At 34.3% G+C, this 19,371-nt stretch carries 14 protein-coding genes and 1 pseudogene; 4 read left to right on the forward strand and 11 right to left on the reverse strand.

Annotated elements, in window-relative coordinates; genetic code table 11:
* From BFG57_RS03565 to BFG57_RS03575, 3 genes are all read right to left on the reverse strand, one after another.
* Positions 1 to 2,043: binary toxin-like calcium binding domain-containing protein (locus BFG57_RS03565; protein WP_139125050.1), on the reverse strand; the 2,043-nt coding region annotated here is incomplete at its 3' end.
* A 760-nt stretch (positions 2,044 to 2,803) separates the two neighbouring features.
* Entirely contained in the window at positions 2,804 to 3,097 is a 294-nt protein-coding gene (locus tag BFG57_RS18800; RefSeq protein WP_069716101.1) for a DUF6199 family natural product biosynthesis protein, read from the reverse strand.
* 314 nt (positions 3,098 to 3,411) lie between these two features.
* Positions 3,412 to 4,638 (reverse strand): NADH:flavin oxidoreductase/NADH oxidase family protein, encoded by a 1,227-nt coding sequence (locus tag BFG57_RS03575; protein WP_069716102.1) that lies wholly within the window; start codon positions 4,636 to 4,638, stop codon positions 3,412 to 3,414.
* A 666-nt stretch (positions 4,639 to 5,304) separates the two neighbouring features.
* Between BFG57_RS03575 and BFG57_RS03580 the strand changes: the two genes are divergently transcribed.
* Complete coding sequence (locus BFG57_RS03580; RefSeq protein ID WP_245676697.1) at positions 5,305 to 6,222, forward strand: hypothetical protein; 918 nt, start codon at positions 5,305 to 5,307, stop codon at positions 6,220 to 6,222.
* A 135-nt stretch (positions 6,223 to 6,357) separates the two neighbouring features.
* On the opposite strand, the gene BFG57_RS03585 is transcribed toward BFG57_RS03580, so the two are convergent.
* Together BFG57_RS03585 and BFG57_RS03590 are read right to left on the reverse strand one after the other, a co-directional pair.
* On the reverse strand, positions 6,358 to 6,570 hold the full coding sequence (locus BFG57_RS03585) for a GNAT family N-acetyltransferase (RefSeq protein WP_069716103.1): 213 nt from the start codon (positions 6,568 to 6,570) through the stop codon (positions 6,358 to 6,360).
* A gap of 43 nt (positions 6,571 to 6,613) precedes the next feature.
* On the reverse strand, positions 6,614 to 7,204 hold the full coding sequence (locus BFG57_RS03590; RefSeq protein ID WP_069716104.1) for a hypothetical protein: 591 nt from the start codon (positions 7,202 to 7,204) through the stop codon (positions 6,614 to 6,616).
* Between the two features lie 375 nt (positions 7,205 to 7,579).
* On the opposite strand from BFG57_RS03590, the gene lepB reads away from it, so the two are divergent.
* Positions 7,580 to 8,128: a signal peptidase I gene (gene lepB / locus BFG57_RS03595; protein ID WP_069716105.1), complete on the forward strand. Its 549-nt coding sequence runs from the start codon at positions 7,580 to 7,582 to the stop codon at positions 8,126 to 8,128.
* A gap of 261 nt (positions 8,129 to 8,389) precedes the next feature.
* Here lepB and BFG57_RS03600 read toward each other — a convergent pair whose 3' ends face one another.
* The 3 genes and pseudogenes from BFG57_RS03600 to BFG57_RS19575 form a co-directional block, all read right to left on the reverse strand.
* The gene (locus BFG57_RS03600; protein ID WP_069716106.1) at positions 8,390 to 9,301 is read right to left on the reverse strand and encodes a CPBP family intramembrane glutamic endopeptidase; all 912 of its coding nucleotides are present in this window, start codon (positions 9,299 to 9,301) and stop codon (positions 8,390 to 8,392) included.
* A 137-nt stretch (positions 9,302 to 9,438) separates the two neighbouring features.
* The gene (locus BFG57_RS19570; protein ID WP_425388465.1) at positions 9,439 to 10,107 is read right to left on the reverse strand and encodes a methyl-accepting chemotaxis protein; all 669 of its coding nucleotides are present in this window, start codon (positions 10,105 to 10,107) and stop codon (positions 9,439 to 9,441) included.
* Between the two features lie 93 nt (positions 10,108 to 10,200).
* A pseudogene (locus tag BFG57_RS19575) lies at positions 10,201 to 10,809 on the reverse strand (protoglobin domain-containing protein); the annotation flags it as partial.
* Positions 10,810 to 11,233: 424 nt separating this feature from the next.
* On the opposite strand from BFG57_RS19575, the gene BFG57_RS03610 reads away from it, so the two are divergent.
* Positions 11,234 to 12,517 (forward strand): Na+/H+ antiporter NhaC family protein, encoded by a 1,284-nt coding sequence (locus tag BFG57_RS03610; RefSeq protein WP_069716108.1) that lies wholly within the window; start codon positions 11,234 to 11,236, stop codon positions 12,515 to 12,517.
* Positions 12,518 to 12,827: 310 nt separating this feature from the next.
* On the opposite strand, the gene BFG57_RS03615 is transcribed toward BFG57_RS03610, so the two are convergent.
* Positions 12,828 to 13,361: an SMI1/KNR4 family protein gene (locus BFG57_RS03615; RefSeq protein WP_245676698.1), complete on the reverse strand. Its 534-nt coding sequence runs from the start codon at positions 13,359 to 13,361 to the stop codon at positions 12,828 to 12,830.
* Between the two features lie 753 nt (positions 13,362 to 14,114).
* Between BFG57_RS03615 and BFG57_RS03620 the strand changes: the two genes are divergently transcribed.
* Positions 14,115 to 14,354: a hypothetical protein gene (locus BFG57_RS03620; RefSeq protein WP_069716110.1), complete on the forward strand. Its 240-nt coding sequence runs from the start codon at positions 14,115 to 14,117 to the stop codon at positions 14,352 to 14,354.
* A gap of 226 nt (positions 14,355 to 14,580) precedes the next feature.
* On the opposite strand, the gene BFG57_RS03625 is transcribed toward BFG57_RS03620, so the two are convergent.
* Both BFG57_RS03625 and BFG57_RS03630 read right to left on the reverse strand, forming a co-directional pair.
* A complete protein-coding gene (locus BFG57_RS03625) occupies positions 14,581 to 16,311 on the reverse strand; it encodes a methyl-accepting chemotaxis protein (RefSeq protein ID WP_069716111.1) in 1,731 nt (576 codons plus the stop codon).
* Between the two features lie 208 nt (positions 16,312 to 16,519).
* Positions 16,520 to 19,108, reverse strand: a complete 2,589-nt coding sequence (locus tag BFG57_RS03630) for a glycoside hydrolase family 3 protein (protein WP_069716112.1) — start codon at positions 19,106 to 19,108, stop codon at positions 16,520 to 16,522.
* Between the last annotated feature and the right edge of the window lie 263 nt (positions 19,109 to 19,371).

Below are 19,371 nucleotides of genomic sequence, written 5' to 3' on the forward strand. Positions count from 1 at the left end.
TTTTTCTCCCTTGTCTGGATGTACATACGTAATACTTGCTGATACAGCATCAATTGCTACCTTATATTTGTTCCAGTCATCCAAATATGGGTCTCCATTATTGTCAAGCTGTAACGCTTTTGCATTAATTTGATTGGTAGTTAGTGAAATTGGGTAACCCATTTGAATTAATTGGACTTGGTCTAATGTGAGCTTGATCGGTAACGTATCCACTGTACCTGATTCAATATACTGCAATGCGATTGTTCCATTACTAGGATAGTAATTATCAGGAGCTATACTTTGAATTATATTCGTACTAGCTGGTACCATTGAAACTGCGGTTTTGTCACCAATTTGTAGCGACAAGCTAGGAACAATTTCATAAGCTGGTGCTGTCCCTTTATTTGTATATTTCACATTCCAAACACTCGTTGCAGCTTCTGACGGATTCGTTGTTGTCGCCTGACTCCAGCTCGTTGTATCCTGTTTGCTATCTACACGAGTCGTTGTTTTTGTCTTGCTTTTATCCCATTGTCCATTCGCTTCTCCATAAACCTTACCGTTAATTTTCGCACTCGCGCCACCTTCTTTTATGCCAAAGCTCTTTTCAAAACCAACTTCAAACCCTGACTTAAAACCAAGTGAGCTTGCCGTGGTTTTACTTTTATCAGTACTATCACTCCAAGCCTCCGTCAACACTGTACCATCAGTTGTTGTTATCATTTCATTAGGCGTTATCGTTATACTTTCAATCTCTGCTTGAATATCAGGAAATGCCGGTACTAATGGATGTGTAGCAAGAGGATCGATTGCCTGATCGACTTGTCCCATTACTTCCTCAAGATCACTATATGGGTCTTCATCTGTACTTTTTCTGTATGGTGATGTAACATACCTTTGTGCATCAAATTCAGCGTATTCATCTTCCCACGATACTAATCCGAGACCAGCAATATGCGTATACCCTTCCATTTCCCAGTAGTCTATTATTCCATCGTTATCTGTATCTACACTCGAAGGCTCATCATTCTGACCTACTAAATTATCTAAAGCTGCTGTTGATCCGAACAGACCAACTTCTGATACTTTCTTAGCTAACGTTTCTGTTTCAATTTGTTCATCTGTTGATTCCGTTCCACCTGCTTCAACTTGTTCATCTATTAACTCTGTTATTTCTGCTTCTTCAGTTTGTTCTTCTGTTGGTTCTGTTATTTCTGCTTCTTCAACTTGCTCTTTTATTGTTTCAGCCGTTTCTACTTCTTCCACTTGTTCTTCTAACGGTTCCGACGTTTCTGTTTCTTCTATTTGTTCTTCTGTTGGTTCTGGCGTTTCTGTTTCTTCTACTTGTTCTTCTGTTGATTCTATTACTTCTTCTTGAATCTCAAGTAATTCTTCTGACATTTCTTCTATGACTTCTTCTAATTCATCAACAAGTAGGTCTTCAGGTGAAAATGAATTTCCAGCATCCTCACTGTGTACTGGTAAGAAAATATGTTCTTTTGAAATAACCTCTTCTTCTTGGCTTTCACTGCTCCACTTAATATCAAGGTCAGTGAGCGGTTCGTCTGGATTACTATAGGCAACTCTTATATGATATAGCTCGCCTTCTTCCATTTGAATTGGGAGTGGATCAAAATTCAATCCATTAATAAGTATTTGATCGTTGACCCATAGTTTAATATGTTCATTGTCAGATGTTGTAAACGTATATACTTCTGAATACTGTGGTTCAATCGTTCCATCCCATTTAATCGAATGAACATTTTCCATTTTCCCCTTAAACACTTTCGGAATCTTAAGTGCATCAAGATCATACATTGCATCCGAATCTTCCATACGTATTAATAGATGTTCTGTGAATTGTGCATCAGAGTAGTAGGTTCCTTGTAATCCATTCGTAATGATCGATGTATTATTTATTTCTTGGCTAAATGTTTCGTTAGGATCGTCTTCAATAACTCTCGCATAACTTGTTGAAGATGAAAGCGGAAACATTTGTGTCGTTAACGCAAATGTTGTGAGAATAGAAACTAATCGTTTCTTATTTCTAGTTTTACACATTCAAAAACTCCTCCCGTATGTAGACAAATTTCGCAACTTCATTGTTACTTCTACATAACTTTTAAACTATAATTTCGAGGTTTAAATATTTGAACAATCATGAGTACTTATCTAATAACAATTAATAACTTACTTTTTCACATCTCAATCACACCCTTACCAAAACTGTTAAATTAATTAAATGACTGATAGAAAATTTATCAACTATTAATCAAAATAAAATGAGTATATACATCATTATTGTTAGTACACACAAACTATCATAATAGATTTTAATTAACCTTCTTTTTTAATCAGTGTACATACTAGACTTAAATTGAATGTCTAACATAAATTTGTATTGTTGTATGTACTCCAATCCAAGTGTGTCTGTCTATGTAATGAAACTTATTTATGATATGGAATATTATTTTATTCACAATCATCAGAAGAAAAAATCCATAAAGTGTAAAATTAGCACATTATGTTTTATTACCCCCATTACTTGTATGTACAAGTCAGTACTAAAATAAATAATAGCATGTATTTACAAGTTTGCAACAAAATTTCTGAAAATTTTTATTAAACCATTTAAAACTTTTCAGTTATTCAATATTTTTGTAATATACACACTGACAATTTGTCTTCTCCAATTAACTTTTTAATGGTATAAAAAAACTTCAAAGTTTCCCATCTCGAAAAAATGAGAAAATTTGAAGCTTCAATTAACAATAATTTCATTACTTTCTATTCAACCCTCTGTAACCGATTAAGAATTTCTTCATTTAAATATTTTAAGTACCAAAATGAAGAAGGACATGAAGAAACTAATAACTGAAATAAAGATGAGCAATTGATTGTCTATAATATAACTAAATGCAATAATAGGCAACCCAACCATAACAATTAGTGTAGAGAGTTTAGTATATCGAATATGTTCTTCGGATAGCTCTGGATCTTCCTTATACTTCCACCTATTCCCGAACATTATACTTTCCTCTGGATTAAAATAAGTCCAAATTAACACGCCATATAAAGGGATAATAAAAACAATTGTTAAAAATATAGTAAACATGATGCTCCCCCTTACAAACAAAACTACCACACCGTGTTATAAAATTATGCGATATTACATATACGAATCAAACTTATAAATCGCTTCAAAATTTTGCGGATTTTTTATATAGATGCACATTTTAATAACCAGTCATCTCCATTCGCTTGAACACTTTCGTCACGAATTTCTATTTCTATTATGTAACGTTATTCCGCCCCGTTATTTAGAAATTCAGATGTAATTTGCCTTGCTAATACTAAAAGACGGACCGTTTTTTGTTAGTTAGTTCATGTCATATTCCAGCATTGAAACAAGGTTACTATTTAAAATCATTATTTAGCTCTTTGTAGCTGTATAGCTTCTTTGCCATTTTTTAATACAGCTTGAAGTAGAGATATCCAAACAGGATGATTAGGCTTTACCTTTTTCCCCTTTCCTAACCTTTCCATTTGTTGTGAATACCACAGCACCTCAAATGGCATCTTATTATCGATAATGTTCACACCAACTTTCTTTTCGGATAACACGACTTCCTGTATACTATTTTGTGCGATTAAATTCGGAAGATCTGGATAAACTGCTAGTGGCCGAGCAATTCCTATAAAGTCAGTCGCATTCGCATGAATAGCATTTTCCATCCCATTCTTTGATCTAAATCCGCCTGTAACACTTAAAGGAATGTGTACGGTTTGTCTCAGCCTTTCTGCAAACTCAAGGAAATACGCTTCCCTTTGTTTTGTACTCGCCTTCACATTTCTACCAGTCATTTGCGGATTTTCATAAGATCCTCCCGAAATCTCTAGTAAATCGACTCCTTCTTTTTCTAACTGTCCAGCGACATACATCGCTTCTTCTTCGGTAAAACCCGCTTTCATAAAATCAGCTGAGTTCATCTTCACACTTATTGGGAACGAGCCAGTTTGATTTCGGATCTCTCTATATACTTCTATTAAAAACTTCATCCTTCCATCGATGTCTCCTCCCCACTCATCCTTACGTTGGTTATGTCTCGGAGATAGAAATTGACTAATAAGGTAACCATGCGCACCATGGATTTGTACGCCAGTAAATCCAGCTTTTTTAGCAATCTTTGCACTGTTTCCAAATCTGCGAATTAAATCAGAAACTTCTGAACTTGTTAGTTCTCTGGGGTGAGGAAAAAATTTACTTATACTTTCGTGCAAAGGAATCGCTGATGGCGCAACAGTTTCTTTAACGATACCTTTTGGAGCTTGCTTACCAGGATGATTCAGTTGCATCCATAAATGTGTATCATTAATTGTCCCTCTCTCTGCCCATTTCTCTAAAAAAGGAAGCATACTCTCATCTTCTACAACGACATTTCTCGATTCACCTAACGCTCTTTTGTCCACCATTACATTTCCAGTAACGACAATACCTGTACCACCGAGTGCCCATTTTTCATATAAATGATAAATTGCTTCTGTAGGTTGATGGTATTTATTTGCTAGTGCTTCACTCATTGCCCCTTTGAAAAATCGATTTTTTATTTTAGTTCCATTTTTTAACTTAAATTCTTTGAAAAGAATTGATTCCATATGTGTCACTCCTTAAAATTTTTTCAACTGTATACACCAGATTATCTAATTCTAATTTTCAAAAACACACGTTTTTTTATTTTGAATCACATATCATATTGCATAAAACGAGAAACGACTCTACTAACTAAATTTTCGCCCCGAGAAAACTAACGTAATTTTGACTCTACCTTTAGTAAAGCTATTATTAAATTAATTAATAACACCTATCCATTTTCAGCTAATTCTAATATATCACCTCCCTCAGCACCTGATGCATTTAAAAGCTAAAATTTATTATAAGTATTAGGATGAAATAAAATTTCTTACAGTTAGTGGATATATGAATATTGGACTTGTTTTTTTTCAAAGACAATGCGATCATCGTGAAAATAATCGTCTCTACATCATTTTTTTGCATCACACATATAAATTTTATAACATCACAATGACTAAAGATGCTGTCATCTATGACCTTTTTTACCTGTTCCTCCTGAGTCAAAATATCCTATGTAAACTTATTACTTAACTAAATTATTTCCTATGTTCCTGTCATATAAGGTGATTTTTGGTTCAAAAATTTTCAGGTAACCCTTTTGATGGTAATCAATAAAACTACATATCTTTAATTTTACTAAGCATCGATTATACATAACCACAATAGGATAAATTAAGGGAGGGATTAGTTTGGATACTGAAGTTTTATTAATGGGAGGTTTTCTTCAAAAAAGAGAACGCAAGCAAGAAAACTTAGAGGGTCTTCGTATTGGTAATGTAAATGTTAATCAAAAGTACTTTCGTCCCTCTCACTTACCTGCCCTTAATTATCAAGTCTCTTCTACATTTTTTCATCCGTACTATAAAGTAGATGTGTCAGAAATTCAATTACCTCAATACTTAACAACATCACCTGAAGCGACAATAATAAACTATTATAGTGTCCTAATGGAGGCAGCAATCTTCCCTGAAGGAAAGGTAGGTGGGTGTGGTACTGTCGGCATGGCTACTCTTCCATATCCAATCGCTTATCATTTTCTAACAGAAAGCTATCAAAAAAAAGTAAATTACAATGAGTTTGTTCATTCTTTTAACAATATAGCTCACATTAATCTTATAAAATTGCAAAGGATATACAGTCACTCTAATTCATTAAAAAACTGGCGTTATTTCATAGAATTAGAAACAATAGAAGGGTCCGCAAAGGATGTAACTTACTTTGCTTACTACTATGGATATATAACTGTTCTTAAAGAAACTGACGGCTATAAAATTAATAATATCGTATTACACGGAGAAGATTTCTTGTGTGCTGCTTACCATGGCTGGGATCATAATGCTGAAAGTGTTATTGAAGCGAAATACGGAAATTGGTGTAAACTCGTCAAGACAAGGTATCCAACGATTCAAAGTGGGTATGTGAAGAACATCGTTTTTACTGGTACGGATGGTTTTGTGTACCTTTTTATATTTTTTGAATTAACAAATGGAACTGACATTGAAGTCGCCCAATATAGACAAAACTTAAATGGGAGTTGGACACCTATCAAATTGATACCAGAAAAATGTGTAGAGGATAGTATATCTCCTAGCAAAAAACTAAAATAATATTATTTAATGGAAACTGACAAATTGAAATTTGTTAGAATAAACCTCTTGTTACTATTCAACAGAAACATCAAGATGAAATCATCCTAACTACACTTAGTCGTTAACCAAATAAAACAACTTTTCAAATTAACTCTACTCTATTTTATAAATAACCCACTTACCTATATCTTGAAAACCTAACTTCTTATATAGACCACCAGCGTGAGGATTATCATAAAGCAACCCTACTACTTTCCCTTCTTTTAAAACTTCGATTAATAAAGATTCCATAACCATACTAACAAGACCATTTCCTCTATGTTCTGGATGAGTGGCTACCCCTACAATCATCGCTGTCGAGTTCAATATTCGCTTTTATAATCATACATAACATCCCCATTCATTTTTTCTAATTTCTAATTTTTGGTTTCCAAGTTGTTAATTTATTCATCTCTTTCGTTTTCACCCAGTCAAAAAATTCTTCTGTCGTTCGAATATTATAATCAATTACTGCTTGATAAATGTAAATGGAGGAATATTTTATATCTTTTCTAACTAACTCTTCTTTAATTAATAAGATTGAGATCTTCATATCATCTGTTAAGGTTTGCAACATATCTTGCACTAAGTTTTTAGACTGTGGGCCTTTATGGTCATTAGAAAACAGCCACATATCTATGTTCCAAACATTTAATTGACTATCTCTATATAATAGTTTGAAATATAATCCGTTAAATGGAGAATCCATATAATTATGATATTTAATTTGCACGACGTTAGGATCACTAGATAAAGAAGTTAATAGTTCGAACACTTTATGTACATTAGGGGCTTCAGAAAAAGTTTCTATATCGATGTCATGAGAGACAATTAAATCATACGCTGCTGCTCCTACTAAATATGTTTCACCAATTGCAGCCCACCTTTCTAACAGATTTAATTTCTCAAGAATTTCTAAAGCCAATTTCTTTCTTTGTGTAGCACGTTCTAAAATATCCATATGCGTAAACCTCATCTTTAGAATTTTGTAAATTACACAATCATAAAACAATTCTGGATAAAAAACAATTGTAAATAAGTCAATCGAATATACGCAAAGTAAGATCTTAGCCTTCCTAAATCAAAACGAGAGGAATTTGATGCAAACAATGTACACCTAAGTTTTCATTTACAAACTGTATCTTAAGAAATCATACAAAATTTTCTATTTAGAAATCAAAAATTGACCATTCCGATAACAACAAGTAATTAATAAGAGGTATCAACTTTGCACATGAGATTAAAAGGGTTTATATTACAAAAATGTTAAATACAATAAATGAACATTCGTACATGTTATAATGAAAAATAACTTCTATATGAAGGAGGATTTATCATGACCAATACAAAGAGTGAGTCAAGAGAATGGATTAAAGCATTCATAATAGCTATAGCATTGGCAGCAATAATACGTTATTTCCTCTTTGCGCCCATTATTGTAGATGGAGAATCAATGGTGCCAACACTTCAGGATCAAGATCGAATGATCGTGAATAAGGTTAATTATTCAATTGGTGAACCACAACGTTTTGATGTTGTCGTATTTGAAGCAACTGAGGATGAGGATTATATTAAACGAGTTATTGGACTTCCAGGTGATCATGTCGCTTATAAAGATGATGTGCTATACATTAATGGAGAGCCAATAGATGAACCATATTTAGATGAACTAAAGAAAGAAATAGAAGGCAACTTAACCTTTGATTTCACACTAGAAGAGCTAACTGGTTTTGATGTCGTTCCTGATGGTGAATTGTTTGTATTAGGAGATAACCGACGGCCTAGTGTAGATAGTAGACTTATAGGTACTATCCCAATGGATAAAATTATTGGTGAAGCACAAATTGTTTACTGGCCAATTAAAGACGCAGAGTATTTGCATTAGAAGAGACAGAAAAGAAATACTTACACCGTTTGTCCCTCTCTACCTATAGATAAAGTAATAAATAAAATAATAGAAATACCCTTCAACATTTATGTCAAAGGGCTCACAGTTCAAGAAAAGCTAAAGTTTTGAACTATGAGCCCTTTTACTAAATATATAATACTCCCCTTCACACTTTACTATTCGTTAGGGCTATTAAACTGTATAAAAAACGAGCCACGACTCAATATAAATCGTTAGCTCGATTACCTGCTTATATAATTACATGTCAAAACTCTGCTCTTCTCTTCGATGACTATATATTTTCGTAAACACAATTCCTAACATAATGACGACTGTGGCTAATAGACCTGCTTCAGGTCCGAATGTTCCACCAGTTAACAAATCTCTTCCCTCTATTAAACTGACTTCATATATACTTTGTGATTGAATACCGCTAACAGGAAATCCAAAGACGTTGCCTTGAAAGTAATTCCACGTAATATGGTAACCAATTGGCATCCAAAGGCTATTCGTAGCAAGATACATATAGGCAAACAAAATTCCGACAAATACTATATTCATCAAACCTAATATACTAACATTCGGATTCATACTATGTAACAATGAAAATATTATCGAAGAAGTTATGAGAGCTACGAGCTTTGAATTACCTCTATCTAACATCGTCTTCATAATATAGCCACGCCCTAACATCTCTTCTGAGAAACCTACTAGTATATATAAAATAAGAAAGCTTACGGATTGTACCGAGAAGACTGGTTCTAACAAGCTCTGTTCAAGCTCAACGCTTCCTGACATGACTAATATCGTAAAGATCAACGTCATCGACAAAACTCCTAACCCAATACCAACAACAAAATCCTTCATATTTACAGAATTAATAGAAATTCCTAAATCCTTTACATTCTGTTTGTTTATGAACTTCCAAGCAAGTATTGTTGCAATAATTCCTCCAACCACTGCTCCACCATTCATCGCTAGTTCAACCCATGGAAGCTTACTTAATGCACGCATATATTCACTATTAGACATGTATATAGCTTCTTCGTTTATCACATTGAACCAAACTGTTCCAGGAAAAGCAAATACAATGCTACAAATAAGAAACAAAAACATTGTTAACATTATGAGCCAGCCTGAACGTACCTGTCCTCTATTATTTCGAAACAAGTATAATCCCCCCTTTACGATTGAAAAATACGACAACTAAGCTTTTCATACCTTTATAATATTGTATATTTCTCCAAAAAAGAGATTGAATGATACTTAGCACATTGAAGCTAATGAACGTTTTCTTTTTACTACTATTAGTATTCTTTCATCACTCGATTTAAGTCCTCTGCAAACGAGGAAATGTCGGTAGCTGCTTGGCCCATACTAGTGATAATCTCAGTAAAAGTCTCCGTTTCTTTCATGATGAATTCACTTTGTTTTTTATTTTCATTCATAGACCTCAATATATTTTGAAGTGATTCTGACGCCGTTCCCATACTGTCATTTCCTTTTCGAACAAAAGAATTAACAGCATTGATATCAGACACCACATAACCTACTTGCTCCGCTGTTGAATTTACGAGTTCAGTTACATGTGTTGCTGATGACCTCGTTTGTTCAGCTAACTTCCGTACCTCATCTGCAACAACCGCGAACCCTCTACCGTGCTCTCCTGCACGTGCCGCCTCAATCGCAGCATTTAACGCAAGCAAGTTCGTTTGTTCAGCGACCGTTGTAATCACATCAACGATTGACCCAATTTGTACTGATGTCTTCTCAAGCATGTTTATATTATTCGTTATTTTAATCGCGGTTTGATCAATTTGGTTCATATTTTCATGTAATTGGTCCATTTGTTGCTGACCTTGAATTGTATTTTTCTCAGCAACCTTCGATAAGTCCGTACCATTTTTCGCAATCTTATAGATTCCTTGAGATTGAGCAACAATTTCTTGAATAGCTGCTGTTGCTTGAACTATCATCGTAGTAAGTTCTTCAGTCGTTTCACTAATTGATGCCTTAACTTCTTGCTTATTTTTTTCATTCTCTTCAACTTGGCGTGCATTTTTCTTCTCATATGCGTCTAATACAATCTGCTGTTCTAAATTTATTATTTTACTAACAACTATTAGTGATTGTGCTCGTTCTTGTTCATTATGTAGTTCTTCTTCATCTTGAAAAATAATATCCATAATATTTAAGAACAAATGCTGAAATGCAGCCACATACCACTTTGGTTGTAATCCGATTCTAAGATGTACTTGTGCAATTTGATTTCGTTTTTGAATAAAATCAGCATCAATTACTCCGTTAAACATTTCAATAATATGCACATTTAACGTATTCTTTAGTCGTTCAACCGAGCTATTATCTCTAATAATTCTATCTAATTCTCCAACTTTTTGAAGAGCTTCATAGAACCCCGACGTAAATTGTTCAATGTTCCTACTTATTAATGGTTGAATCTGTTTTAGGATTGCCAAATCAGCTTCTGTTAAGTTAATTAATTGTAACTGCTTATGTATATCTTCATCAGATTGAACTGAAAGAACCGTTTGGTGATTCTTGCTTTTTTCTACTAATGATTCAAATGACGCAACTTTCTCCTTTTTCTTTTGTACGATTTGTAATAAACTCATAGAACCCCATCCCTTTATACTGTCAATTACTTGTTTCAGAACCATTATTTACACCTTAAACACCGTGCTTAATATAGCTCACCCTTTGTTAAAATTCAAATGACAATCTATCTATCTTTGCAAATTTTCCGATTATAAATATAACTATATATTGAATAAATATACTCTTGACATTCTTATAGGAACAACTTAAAGTATTAAAAGAATCTTTCTCAATATAATATTTACGAATAAATTTTTATGTTGTTATCAACAATATAACGTTTTAGAAATACATTGATTACAGATAATTTAAGGCGTTGCTTTTCTCTTTCCGATAAAAGATAACACTTGTTTTAATCGTGTTCTCATTATATAGATTGATAACTAGTAGAGATTTTTTCCACTAGTGGCTATATAGATAACCTCTTCTCAGAATGAGTTGGGGTTTTATCTTTTTCTATTTAAAAATAACAATTGAGGTGTAATCATGAAACAACAAGGCAATTCATTAGCACTATTACCACTCATTATATTTTTAGGGTTATTTATCGGAGCAGGTATTATTACAGGCGATTTTTATAAACTACCAATTCTTGTAGCAGCGCTTATAGCAGCAGCTTTAGCACTAGTGATGAACCGGAAAGCGCCGTTCATGACAAAAGTTGAACGTTTTGCAAAAGGTGCAGGGAATACAGATATCATGATCATGGTGTTCATCTTTATGCTTGCAGGTGCATTTTCTGCTACAGCGAAAGGAATGGGCGCTGTTGACTCAACTGTTAATTTAGCACTTTCCGTTCTACCACAAAGTTTTCTTATCGTAGGTTTATTCATCATTGGAGCATTCATTTCGCTTTCAATGGGAACATCAACAGGTACAATTGCAGCACTAGCGCCAATTGGGGTTAGTATTAGTAGTCAAACTGACATTTCAGTTGCACTCGCAATGGGTGCTGTCATCGGTGGAGCTATGTTTGGGGATAATCTATCTATCATATCAGATACGACAATTGCATCAGTACGAACACAGAAAACCGAAATGAAGGATAAGTTCAAAACAAACTTTTTGATTGTTCTTCCAGCAGCTATCCTTACAATCATTACTCTGCTCGTCATAACACCTACTGCACATTCCGATGTAACAGTCGAAGCATATACTATTGTGAAACTACTTCCTTACCTTGGGGTGTTAATAGGTGCGCTGATTGGCTTAAACGTTTTCGTGATTTTGACTAGTGGTATCATCCTTTCTGGAGCAATCGGGTTAATAGATGGTAGTTACACTCTATCAAGCTTCTTAACTGCAATTACAGATGGCATCAGTAGTATGTCTGAATTGATCTTATTAACGATCATCATCGGTGGTATTGTCCAACTCATTACAGACAATGGTGGTATTCAGTACATTCTTAACATCATGACAAAAAATATTAAGTCGAAAAAAGGTGCTGAGTTCAGTATCGCAGGACTTGTTAGTGCAACAAACGTTACGACAGCGAACAATACGATTGCAATCATCACAACTGGCCCACTTGCAAAGGATATTGCTGATGAATACAACATCGATAATCGCAAATCTGCGAGCGTACTTGATATCTTCTCATGTAGTGTGCAAGGGTTAATTCCGTATGGTGCACAGATGCTTATTGCTGCAAGCTTTGCATCAATCTCACCAATCGAAATTTTACCATATGCATTTTATCCAATCTTAATCGCTATTTGTGGAACGATAGCAATTTTTATCGGTTTTCCAAGATTCAATAAAAGATAGAAGGAAACATTTAAGGAAATGCGTGTGAATTTAATTATGTAGATAACATTTAAATTCATAGTAAGTATAAAAATGCGTGGAAGTGTTTTATCAAGACCTAAATCATAAAAAGTCATAAAAAATAAGGGATAATACATATTAGTCATATATAATATGTATTATCCCTTTTACTATGTATTTTACATTCATGCTTTTTAGTTAAAGACTTGAATTCGAGATAACTCCAATTATGTTCTTAAGTGAAAATCCTATTATTTAGAAAAATAAAACAAACTGATTTACTGCACAGTTTCTCCGAACTGAGACATAGTTAATTTTCAATCTCTTCTTTAACTAGTGATAACAGAAATTCTCCAAAATCTTTAGCAACGATATTATTATTTTGTTGTCCTGTTTTAAATCCGGAGAAAAATGAAACAACTGGCGGTTCACCATTTGGTGTAGCTTGGCTAAAATCAAGACAATACCATGCACCCATCCCCGTATCATAGATTATTAAAAGGTGTTGTGGGAAATTTGATTCGCTTCTTTCAGTGATTGTAAACCAAATAGCATCTGGCACTGAAGAATTTTCAAAGTTATCACTTGTTACTCCATATATTTCTTCCGCTCCAAAGTTACCAGCGCCATATCTTTTTATAAAATCACGATACATAGGAGGAATAATAAATCCCAAAGCTTGTTCTGCTTTGTTCACTATCACTTCTGATTGTTCTCCAATAAAATCAGCAATGTCATTATACTGTTCTATCAATTCTATGGCTTTATTATAATTATCTTTACACATTATTTTCACTCCAGATTTACTTTTTGCTTTGTTTTCACAATTGATAGTTTGATTCATATAACACTAATTTTCTTACACATCATCAATATATTGGGATTTTATTATTTTTCGTAGTGAAATAAAGGATACTGCCTCCAGTTTTAATACTTCTTCAAATAAAGACACAATAATTAAGATTTAATATTTACCAATTACAGGGAACTCCTCTTGATTTAGTAACATATATATCTTGTTGTTATTCTCTATAAGATTTTCTTTTACCCTCATAACACTTCACCCTGAAAAATAGTAACGAACGGTCTAAAGACCTCACTACGCCTCCCGCTAAGGGCTGTACTCCACTAAAAAACGAATAAATGTTTCATTGCATTTTATACATATAAAACATTATTGACAACGTCTATTTAATTGCTCATATATTGAACATAATATCCTCTTATTAGTTTAATATATTTAAAATTTCTCCAAGCATTTTTTGTTTAATTATTGACCATCAATAGAATGTTCTGTTGCTTGATGCAATATAACTACTATTCAACCTCTATTACGATACTTTCATACAATTCCCCATCAATATAAACAAGGAGCTTCCAAATTCCTGATGATGAAAATTTTAAGTTAGAAGGCATATTGATACTATTAGTACTTACTTCGGCACCTTTTGAAAATGAACCTGAATGTAAATCAACAAGTTTTTCTGTATCTTTTAAGTATAGTTAATTCTTTTTCTAATAATGAAAAGTTAAGTGTCGTTACAGCTAAATAATGTTATCATATAGAAAGAAGCTCATTAGAAAGGAGGAAAAAAATATGGAAAAGATATTAAACCAAATTTTAAATGAACTAGGAGACATTAAAGAAGACACAAGTGAACTAAAAGAGGGTCAAATGAGACTAGAAGCTGGATTAGACAAGTTACAAAAAAATATAATTGAAAACTTAGGAACATATACTGAGAAAATTGCCGAGCATGTTGATAACAAAACAGAAGTATTAAATAAAAGAATTTATAAAGTTGAATCTGAAATAGAGAGATTAAGTAGGCAATAAGAAAGATAAATTATGTAAACTATCCTTTTTGTAATTTTTTCTCATTATGATTGGTTGATTCAACAAAAAAAGCTTTATTGGAAGAAGTTCCCCTAAAGATAAACAAGTTTTATTATTAAACCTATCTACCACAAGGGGAGTATATAAAATGAACTGAGCTCTTTTGCTTTGTAATTTAAACTGTGAATCCCAGTTATTTTTAAAGTTTCCCCCAAAAGAAATGACCTTAAATCTTACCTTCCTCTTCTTTATTGTCCTCATCTAACACATCAAAGTGCTGAATCAGCTCTTCATTATCAATTCCCAATTGCTTAAGGCGCATGACTTCCTTATTTACCTCTCCAATGCTATGTGCATGCTCTTCAGTTGCTGCTGATGACTGCTGGCTGTCTACTGCTAGTGCAGTTGACATCTCACTCAATTGTTGCATTCCTCCATTTAGTGATGTTAATTCTTTTTCTAATGACAAAATTCGTTCATTCACTTGGTGGATCTTTTCTTTTAATTGATTGGAATGAGTAGACATTGTTACAAATGCTTCTTGTGTAGAAGTATCAAGTTCATTTCGCTCTTCAACAATGTGTGACATTTCGCCAGTGACCCTTGTATTTACCTCATCAACATCTGTTTGTATACCTGAAATAATCGTACCAATTTTGTTGGAAGCTTCGTTCGTCTGCTCTGCAAGCTTACGAATTTCTTTCGCCACAACAGCAAATCCTCTTCCTGCTGCACCAGATCGTTCTGCTTCAATCGCTGCATTCAGTGATAATAAATTCGTTTGTCTACTTACTGTTGTAATAAGTTCAATAATTTGAGTAATCTCATTCGATCGCTTATTCAAGTCCAAAATTAACTCTTTAAAATGCGTGAGAAAATCATTCACTTCCATTGAACTACTTATCATTGCATGTACGATCCGTTGACCATTGATCGTTTCTTCATTTAAAATATTTGCTCCATGCATCATCTCTTGTGAGTACTGAGAGATTTTCTGAATCGTTTGCAAGGAAGAATCTATATTTTCTACAGAGGAATCAACGAGATTGCACTGTTCATTTGCCGTTTCACTTACGAGATACACCGAATTGACAATTGTATCATTCACTTCACTACTTCTATCCATCATATGCGATAAATGTTGAGATGCATGCTGGATTTCATTACCACTCGTCTTCATCTGCATAATCATTTCCGTAATTGATTTTTTCATCGTTTCAAAGGATATTGCTAACCCAGCGATTTCATCTGAACCTTTAATTAGATTCTCAATTGAGGTATGTTGTAAATTTCCATTTTCCAACTGCTTCGCTGCTCGTTCAATCATTTTCAAACGCTTTTTCGTATGATTAGCAAATCGAATAATAAGCCATGTGCTACCAATTATAATGAGGCCGAATAAAATTAGCTGAAGGTAGAATTGAAACTCAAACTTCTGCTTAATTTCCTTTTGCATTTGTTCCGTATAGTTCAGTTCCTTAGAAATTAGTTCGTTTGTATTTTCATCAATAAACTCGACGATTTCACGTGCCTTATTCAAATGCTGTTTAGCTTCAATAGTTAAGCGATTTTGCTCTAGCTTCTGTTCGCCTTGCTGAAATTCATTTTGCAAACGTTCAACTGTATTAACGACACCTTTATATGTTATTATACTTTCCTCAAACTCTATCTTATTCCCTATTTCTTGAAGGAGGTTGTTTAATTTATGTAATTCTGCTTGATAAGTTGCTTTTGCTTCGTCTGTATAATTGATCATCATCTCCGAATACGTATTAAATGTTGCTTCGGTTTGATTTTTCAAATTCTGCTCCATGATGAGACTACTTGTCATTTCTTCATACTTCTTAATTGATGTTTTACCTGCATATGTGATAAGGGCATTTATACCAACCATGCTAATTAAGATTGATAAATATATAAATAGTAACTTTCGCTTAATCGTTTGCTTTCTCTTCACCTAATCGCCCCTTTTCTATAATTAAGGATCTTTTTAAGAAAGGTGCCCACCTATTGGCGGTAAAATTACTCTTTACCTTCTTACAAATTTATCTTATGACTGCAAGCCTATGGAACGTGTAGCTAAACCTCTCTAACTGTTATACTTTCTTTTCCTATAAAAAGGGCTGCAATAACCGCAGCCCTTTTCATCACAACAATATAGAAAATTAATTTGTATAGTCATACTCTGGTGTATCGTATGCTAATCCTTCTTTCTCATACGTATAGTAGAAGCTTAATGAATCTCCTTCTTGTAAGCCAGTTACAGTATACTCCCAAACATCACCGTTTTCCGTTGCTTTTACATTTTGTTGTACCCCATCATTCACTTTATAATGTAAGTCAACAAATGAAGAAGTTTCTAGAGTAGGAGTAAAGATAAACGTCACACTCGTTGGATCATCATTAACCATTTCAATTGTGTATTCATCTGTTTCAATTTTATCTTCACCAGTAGGTGGTGTCGTTCCCATTTCCTTTGTGAAAACAAACCAGTTCAAGTTTCCAATTCCCTCTTGCGTTTCACCCTTGAACACGACATACAAGTCATGGATGCCTGTTGCGTTTGAAACAGCAGCTGTATTTGTTACCCAATCTTGCCAGCCACCTGTATTTGTAAGATCAACCGTTCCAATTAACTCTCCGTTCGTGCTATCCAATCTAAATTCAATTGTACCTCCAGCTGATTGAGAAGCGACTCTGGCTTCTACTCCAGTTGCTCCATCATCAAAGTCCACTTTGTTAAATACAAGATAGTCTTCATTGTCAAGCCAGCCTACGTTTTCACCGCCGTCAACATCAGTAGTTTCTTCAGTTTGAACGCCACTCATAGAGTTAAAGCTTTCTGCTTCAATTCTTTCAAATGCATCAATTGGATCAACCACTGGAGGTATAACAACGTCACCATATTCTAAACCAAACCCATATTCGAATAGAGGATCATATGATGCATCACCCACATTCATTGGAATTTGAGATTCTGAACGTGGCCAAGTAAATGGCAGTTTACCAGTGAATTCATAACCATCGACACCGAAGAGAACTTCAGCTACACCGTCACCTTCAGTTCCTGGTAACCATGCTGCAACAAATGCATCCCAATTTGCTAATTCGTCGGTAACAACCATCGGTCTACCAGACACTAAAATAACGACAGTCGGTACACCCGTGCTTTGGATTGTTTGTAGTGTAGCAAGATCTGTTTGATCAAGTCTTAAATCGTTTGGTCGATCTCCCTCACCTTCAGCATAAGGAGTTTCTCCAACAACAACTACAGCTACGTCATAACTTGAATTTATTCCATCACCGGATTCATTAAATGTTACTTCAGTGCTTGGAGATACAGTGCTTTGAATACCTTCTAGAATCGTCGTTCCTGGTGTAATATCTCCGCTCTGACCTTGCCACGTAATTGTCCAACCACCAGATTGGTTTCCGATATCGTTCGCATTTTTACCAGCAACGAATACTTTATCCAAACCTTGATCTAATGGAAGAATGTCACCTTCATTTTTCAATAGAACAAGAGATTGACGTACAGCGTCTCTCGCAATATCTCTGTGCTCTTGTGATCCGATTGTTGATGTATATGTTCTATCTGTGAAAGGTTGTTCAAATAAGCCAAGTTCAAATTTTTGCGTTAAAATACGACTAACAGCATCATCAATACGTGACATTGGAACTCGTCCTTCATTCACTTCAATACGTAAAGTATTAATGAATGTTCTATAGTCTTGAGGCACCATAACCATATCTATTCCAGCATTAATCGAATTTCTCACATCACTCGCATAATCACCTGGTAACTGATCAATTCCAGCCCAATCTGATACAACAAATCCTTCAAAACCTAGTTCATCTTTTAACACGTCTGTAAGAAGATATTTATGACCGTGAAGTTTCTCTCCATTCCAACTACTAAATGAAGCCATTACTGATCCAACACCTGCTTCAATCGCATCGATAAATGGAGGGATATGGATTTCTCTTAATTCTTGCTCAGATAGTACTGTATCACCTTGGTCATCGCCACCTAATGTGCCACCATCTCCGACCCAGTGCTTAGCATTCGCTAAAATAGTACCAGAATCACGTAAGTCTCCTTGTAGTCCTTCAATGATCGTCACATAAGAGCTTGCAATCTCTGGATCTTCTCCATAGCTCTCATATGTTCTTCCCCAACGCTCATCTCTACTTACACATAAGCAAGGTGCAAACGTCCAGTCAACTCCTGTTCCAGCAACTTCCTCAGCTGTTGCTCTCCCAATTTCTCGCAGTAGTTCAGGGTTACGAGCAGCACCTAAGCCGATATTATGTGGAAATATCGTCGCTCCATATGCATTGTTATTTCCATGAACCGCATCAATTCCATAAATAATTGGAATTTGAAGATTAGACTGTAATGCAGCTCTTTGATAACCATCATACATGTTAGCCCATGCTTCCGGAGTATTTGGTGATGGTGCAGATCCACCTCCACTTAATACAGATCCGATATTAAACGTTGCTAAATTGCTATCTGCTCCAATACTGTTTCGTTCTACTTGTGTCATTTGACCGATCTTTTCATCTAGTGTCATTCTAGAAAGTAAGTCTGCGACACGATCTGGAGTTGAAGCATTTGCATCCTTATATAATGGCATTTCTTCAGCGCTAGCAACATTACTTGTGTTGAAGAAAGCTGCAAAAGTTCCGACAATCATGCTAATACTTAGGACAATTGTAAATAATTTGTTCCATACTGTTCTTTTGTTCAATTGTATTACCTCCATACCTTTTGATTTTAATTACGAATAGAATAATTTCTGTAGATGTCATTTCATGAGGAGAATCAAACTGGTGACTTTTTACTTTTACACATGATGATAAGTCTTGAAGAAGAAGTGAATAAGAAAAAATTATTAAGAAGAAAATTAATTATTGTATGTATCAAAATTAGTTCAATTACGAAATATCTCCAAATATTGTACACTTCTGAAGTGCAATTCTGGTAAAATTCATAAAAGTCACTCACACACAA

Origin of the sequence: Bacillus solimangrovi (genome assembly GCF_001742425.1) — a bacterium.
GTDB classification, from domain to species: Bacteria; Bacillota; Bacilli; order Bacillales; family Bacillaceae_N; genus Bacillus_AV; species Bacillus_AV solimangrovi.

Coding starts and splice junctions, on each gene's coding strand:
- BFG57_RS18800 (WP_069716101.1), bottom strand. CDS start 3,097: ATGTTTACTATATTTTTAACAATTGTTTTTATTATCCCTTTATATGGC.
- BFG57_RS03575 (WP_069716102.1), bottom strand. CDS start 4,638: ATGGAATCAATTCTTTTCAAAGAATTTAAGTTAAAAAATGGAACTAAA.
- BFG57_RS03590 (WP_069716104.1), bottom strand. CDS start 7,204: ATGGATATTTTAGAACGTGCTACACAAAGAAAGAAATTGGCTTTAGAA.
- lepB (WP_069716105.1), top strand. CDS start 7,580: ATGACCAATACAAAGAGTGAGTCAAGAGAATGGATTAAAGCATTCATA.
- BFG57_RS19570 (WP_425388465.1), bottom strand. CDS start 10,107: ATGATAGTTCAAGCAACAGCAGCTATTCAAGAAATTGTTGCTCAATCT.
- BFG57_RS03610 (WP_069716108.1), top strand. CDS start 11,234: ATGAAACAACAAGGCAATTCATTAGCACTATTACCACTCATTATATTT.
- BFG57_RS03615 (WP_245676698.1), bottom strand. CDS start 13,361: ATGAATCAAACTATCAATTGTGAAAACAAAGCAAAAAGTAAATCTGGA.
- BFG57_RS03620 (WP_069716110.1), top strand. CDS start 14,115: ATGGAAAAGATATTAAACCAAATTTTAAATGAACTAGGAGACATTAAA.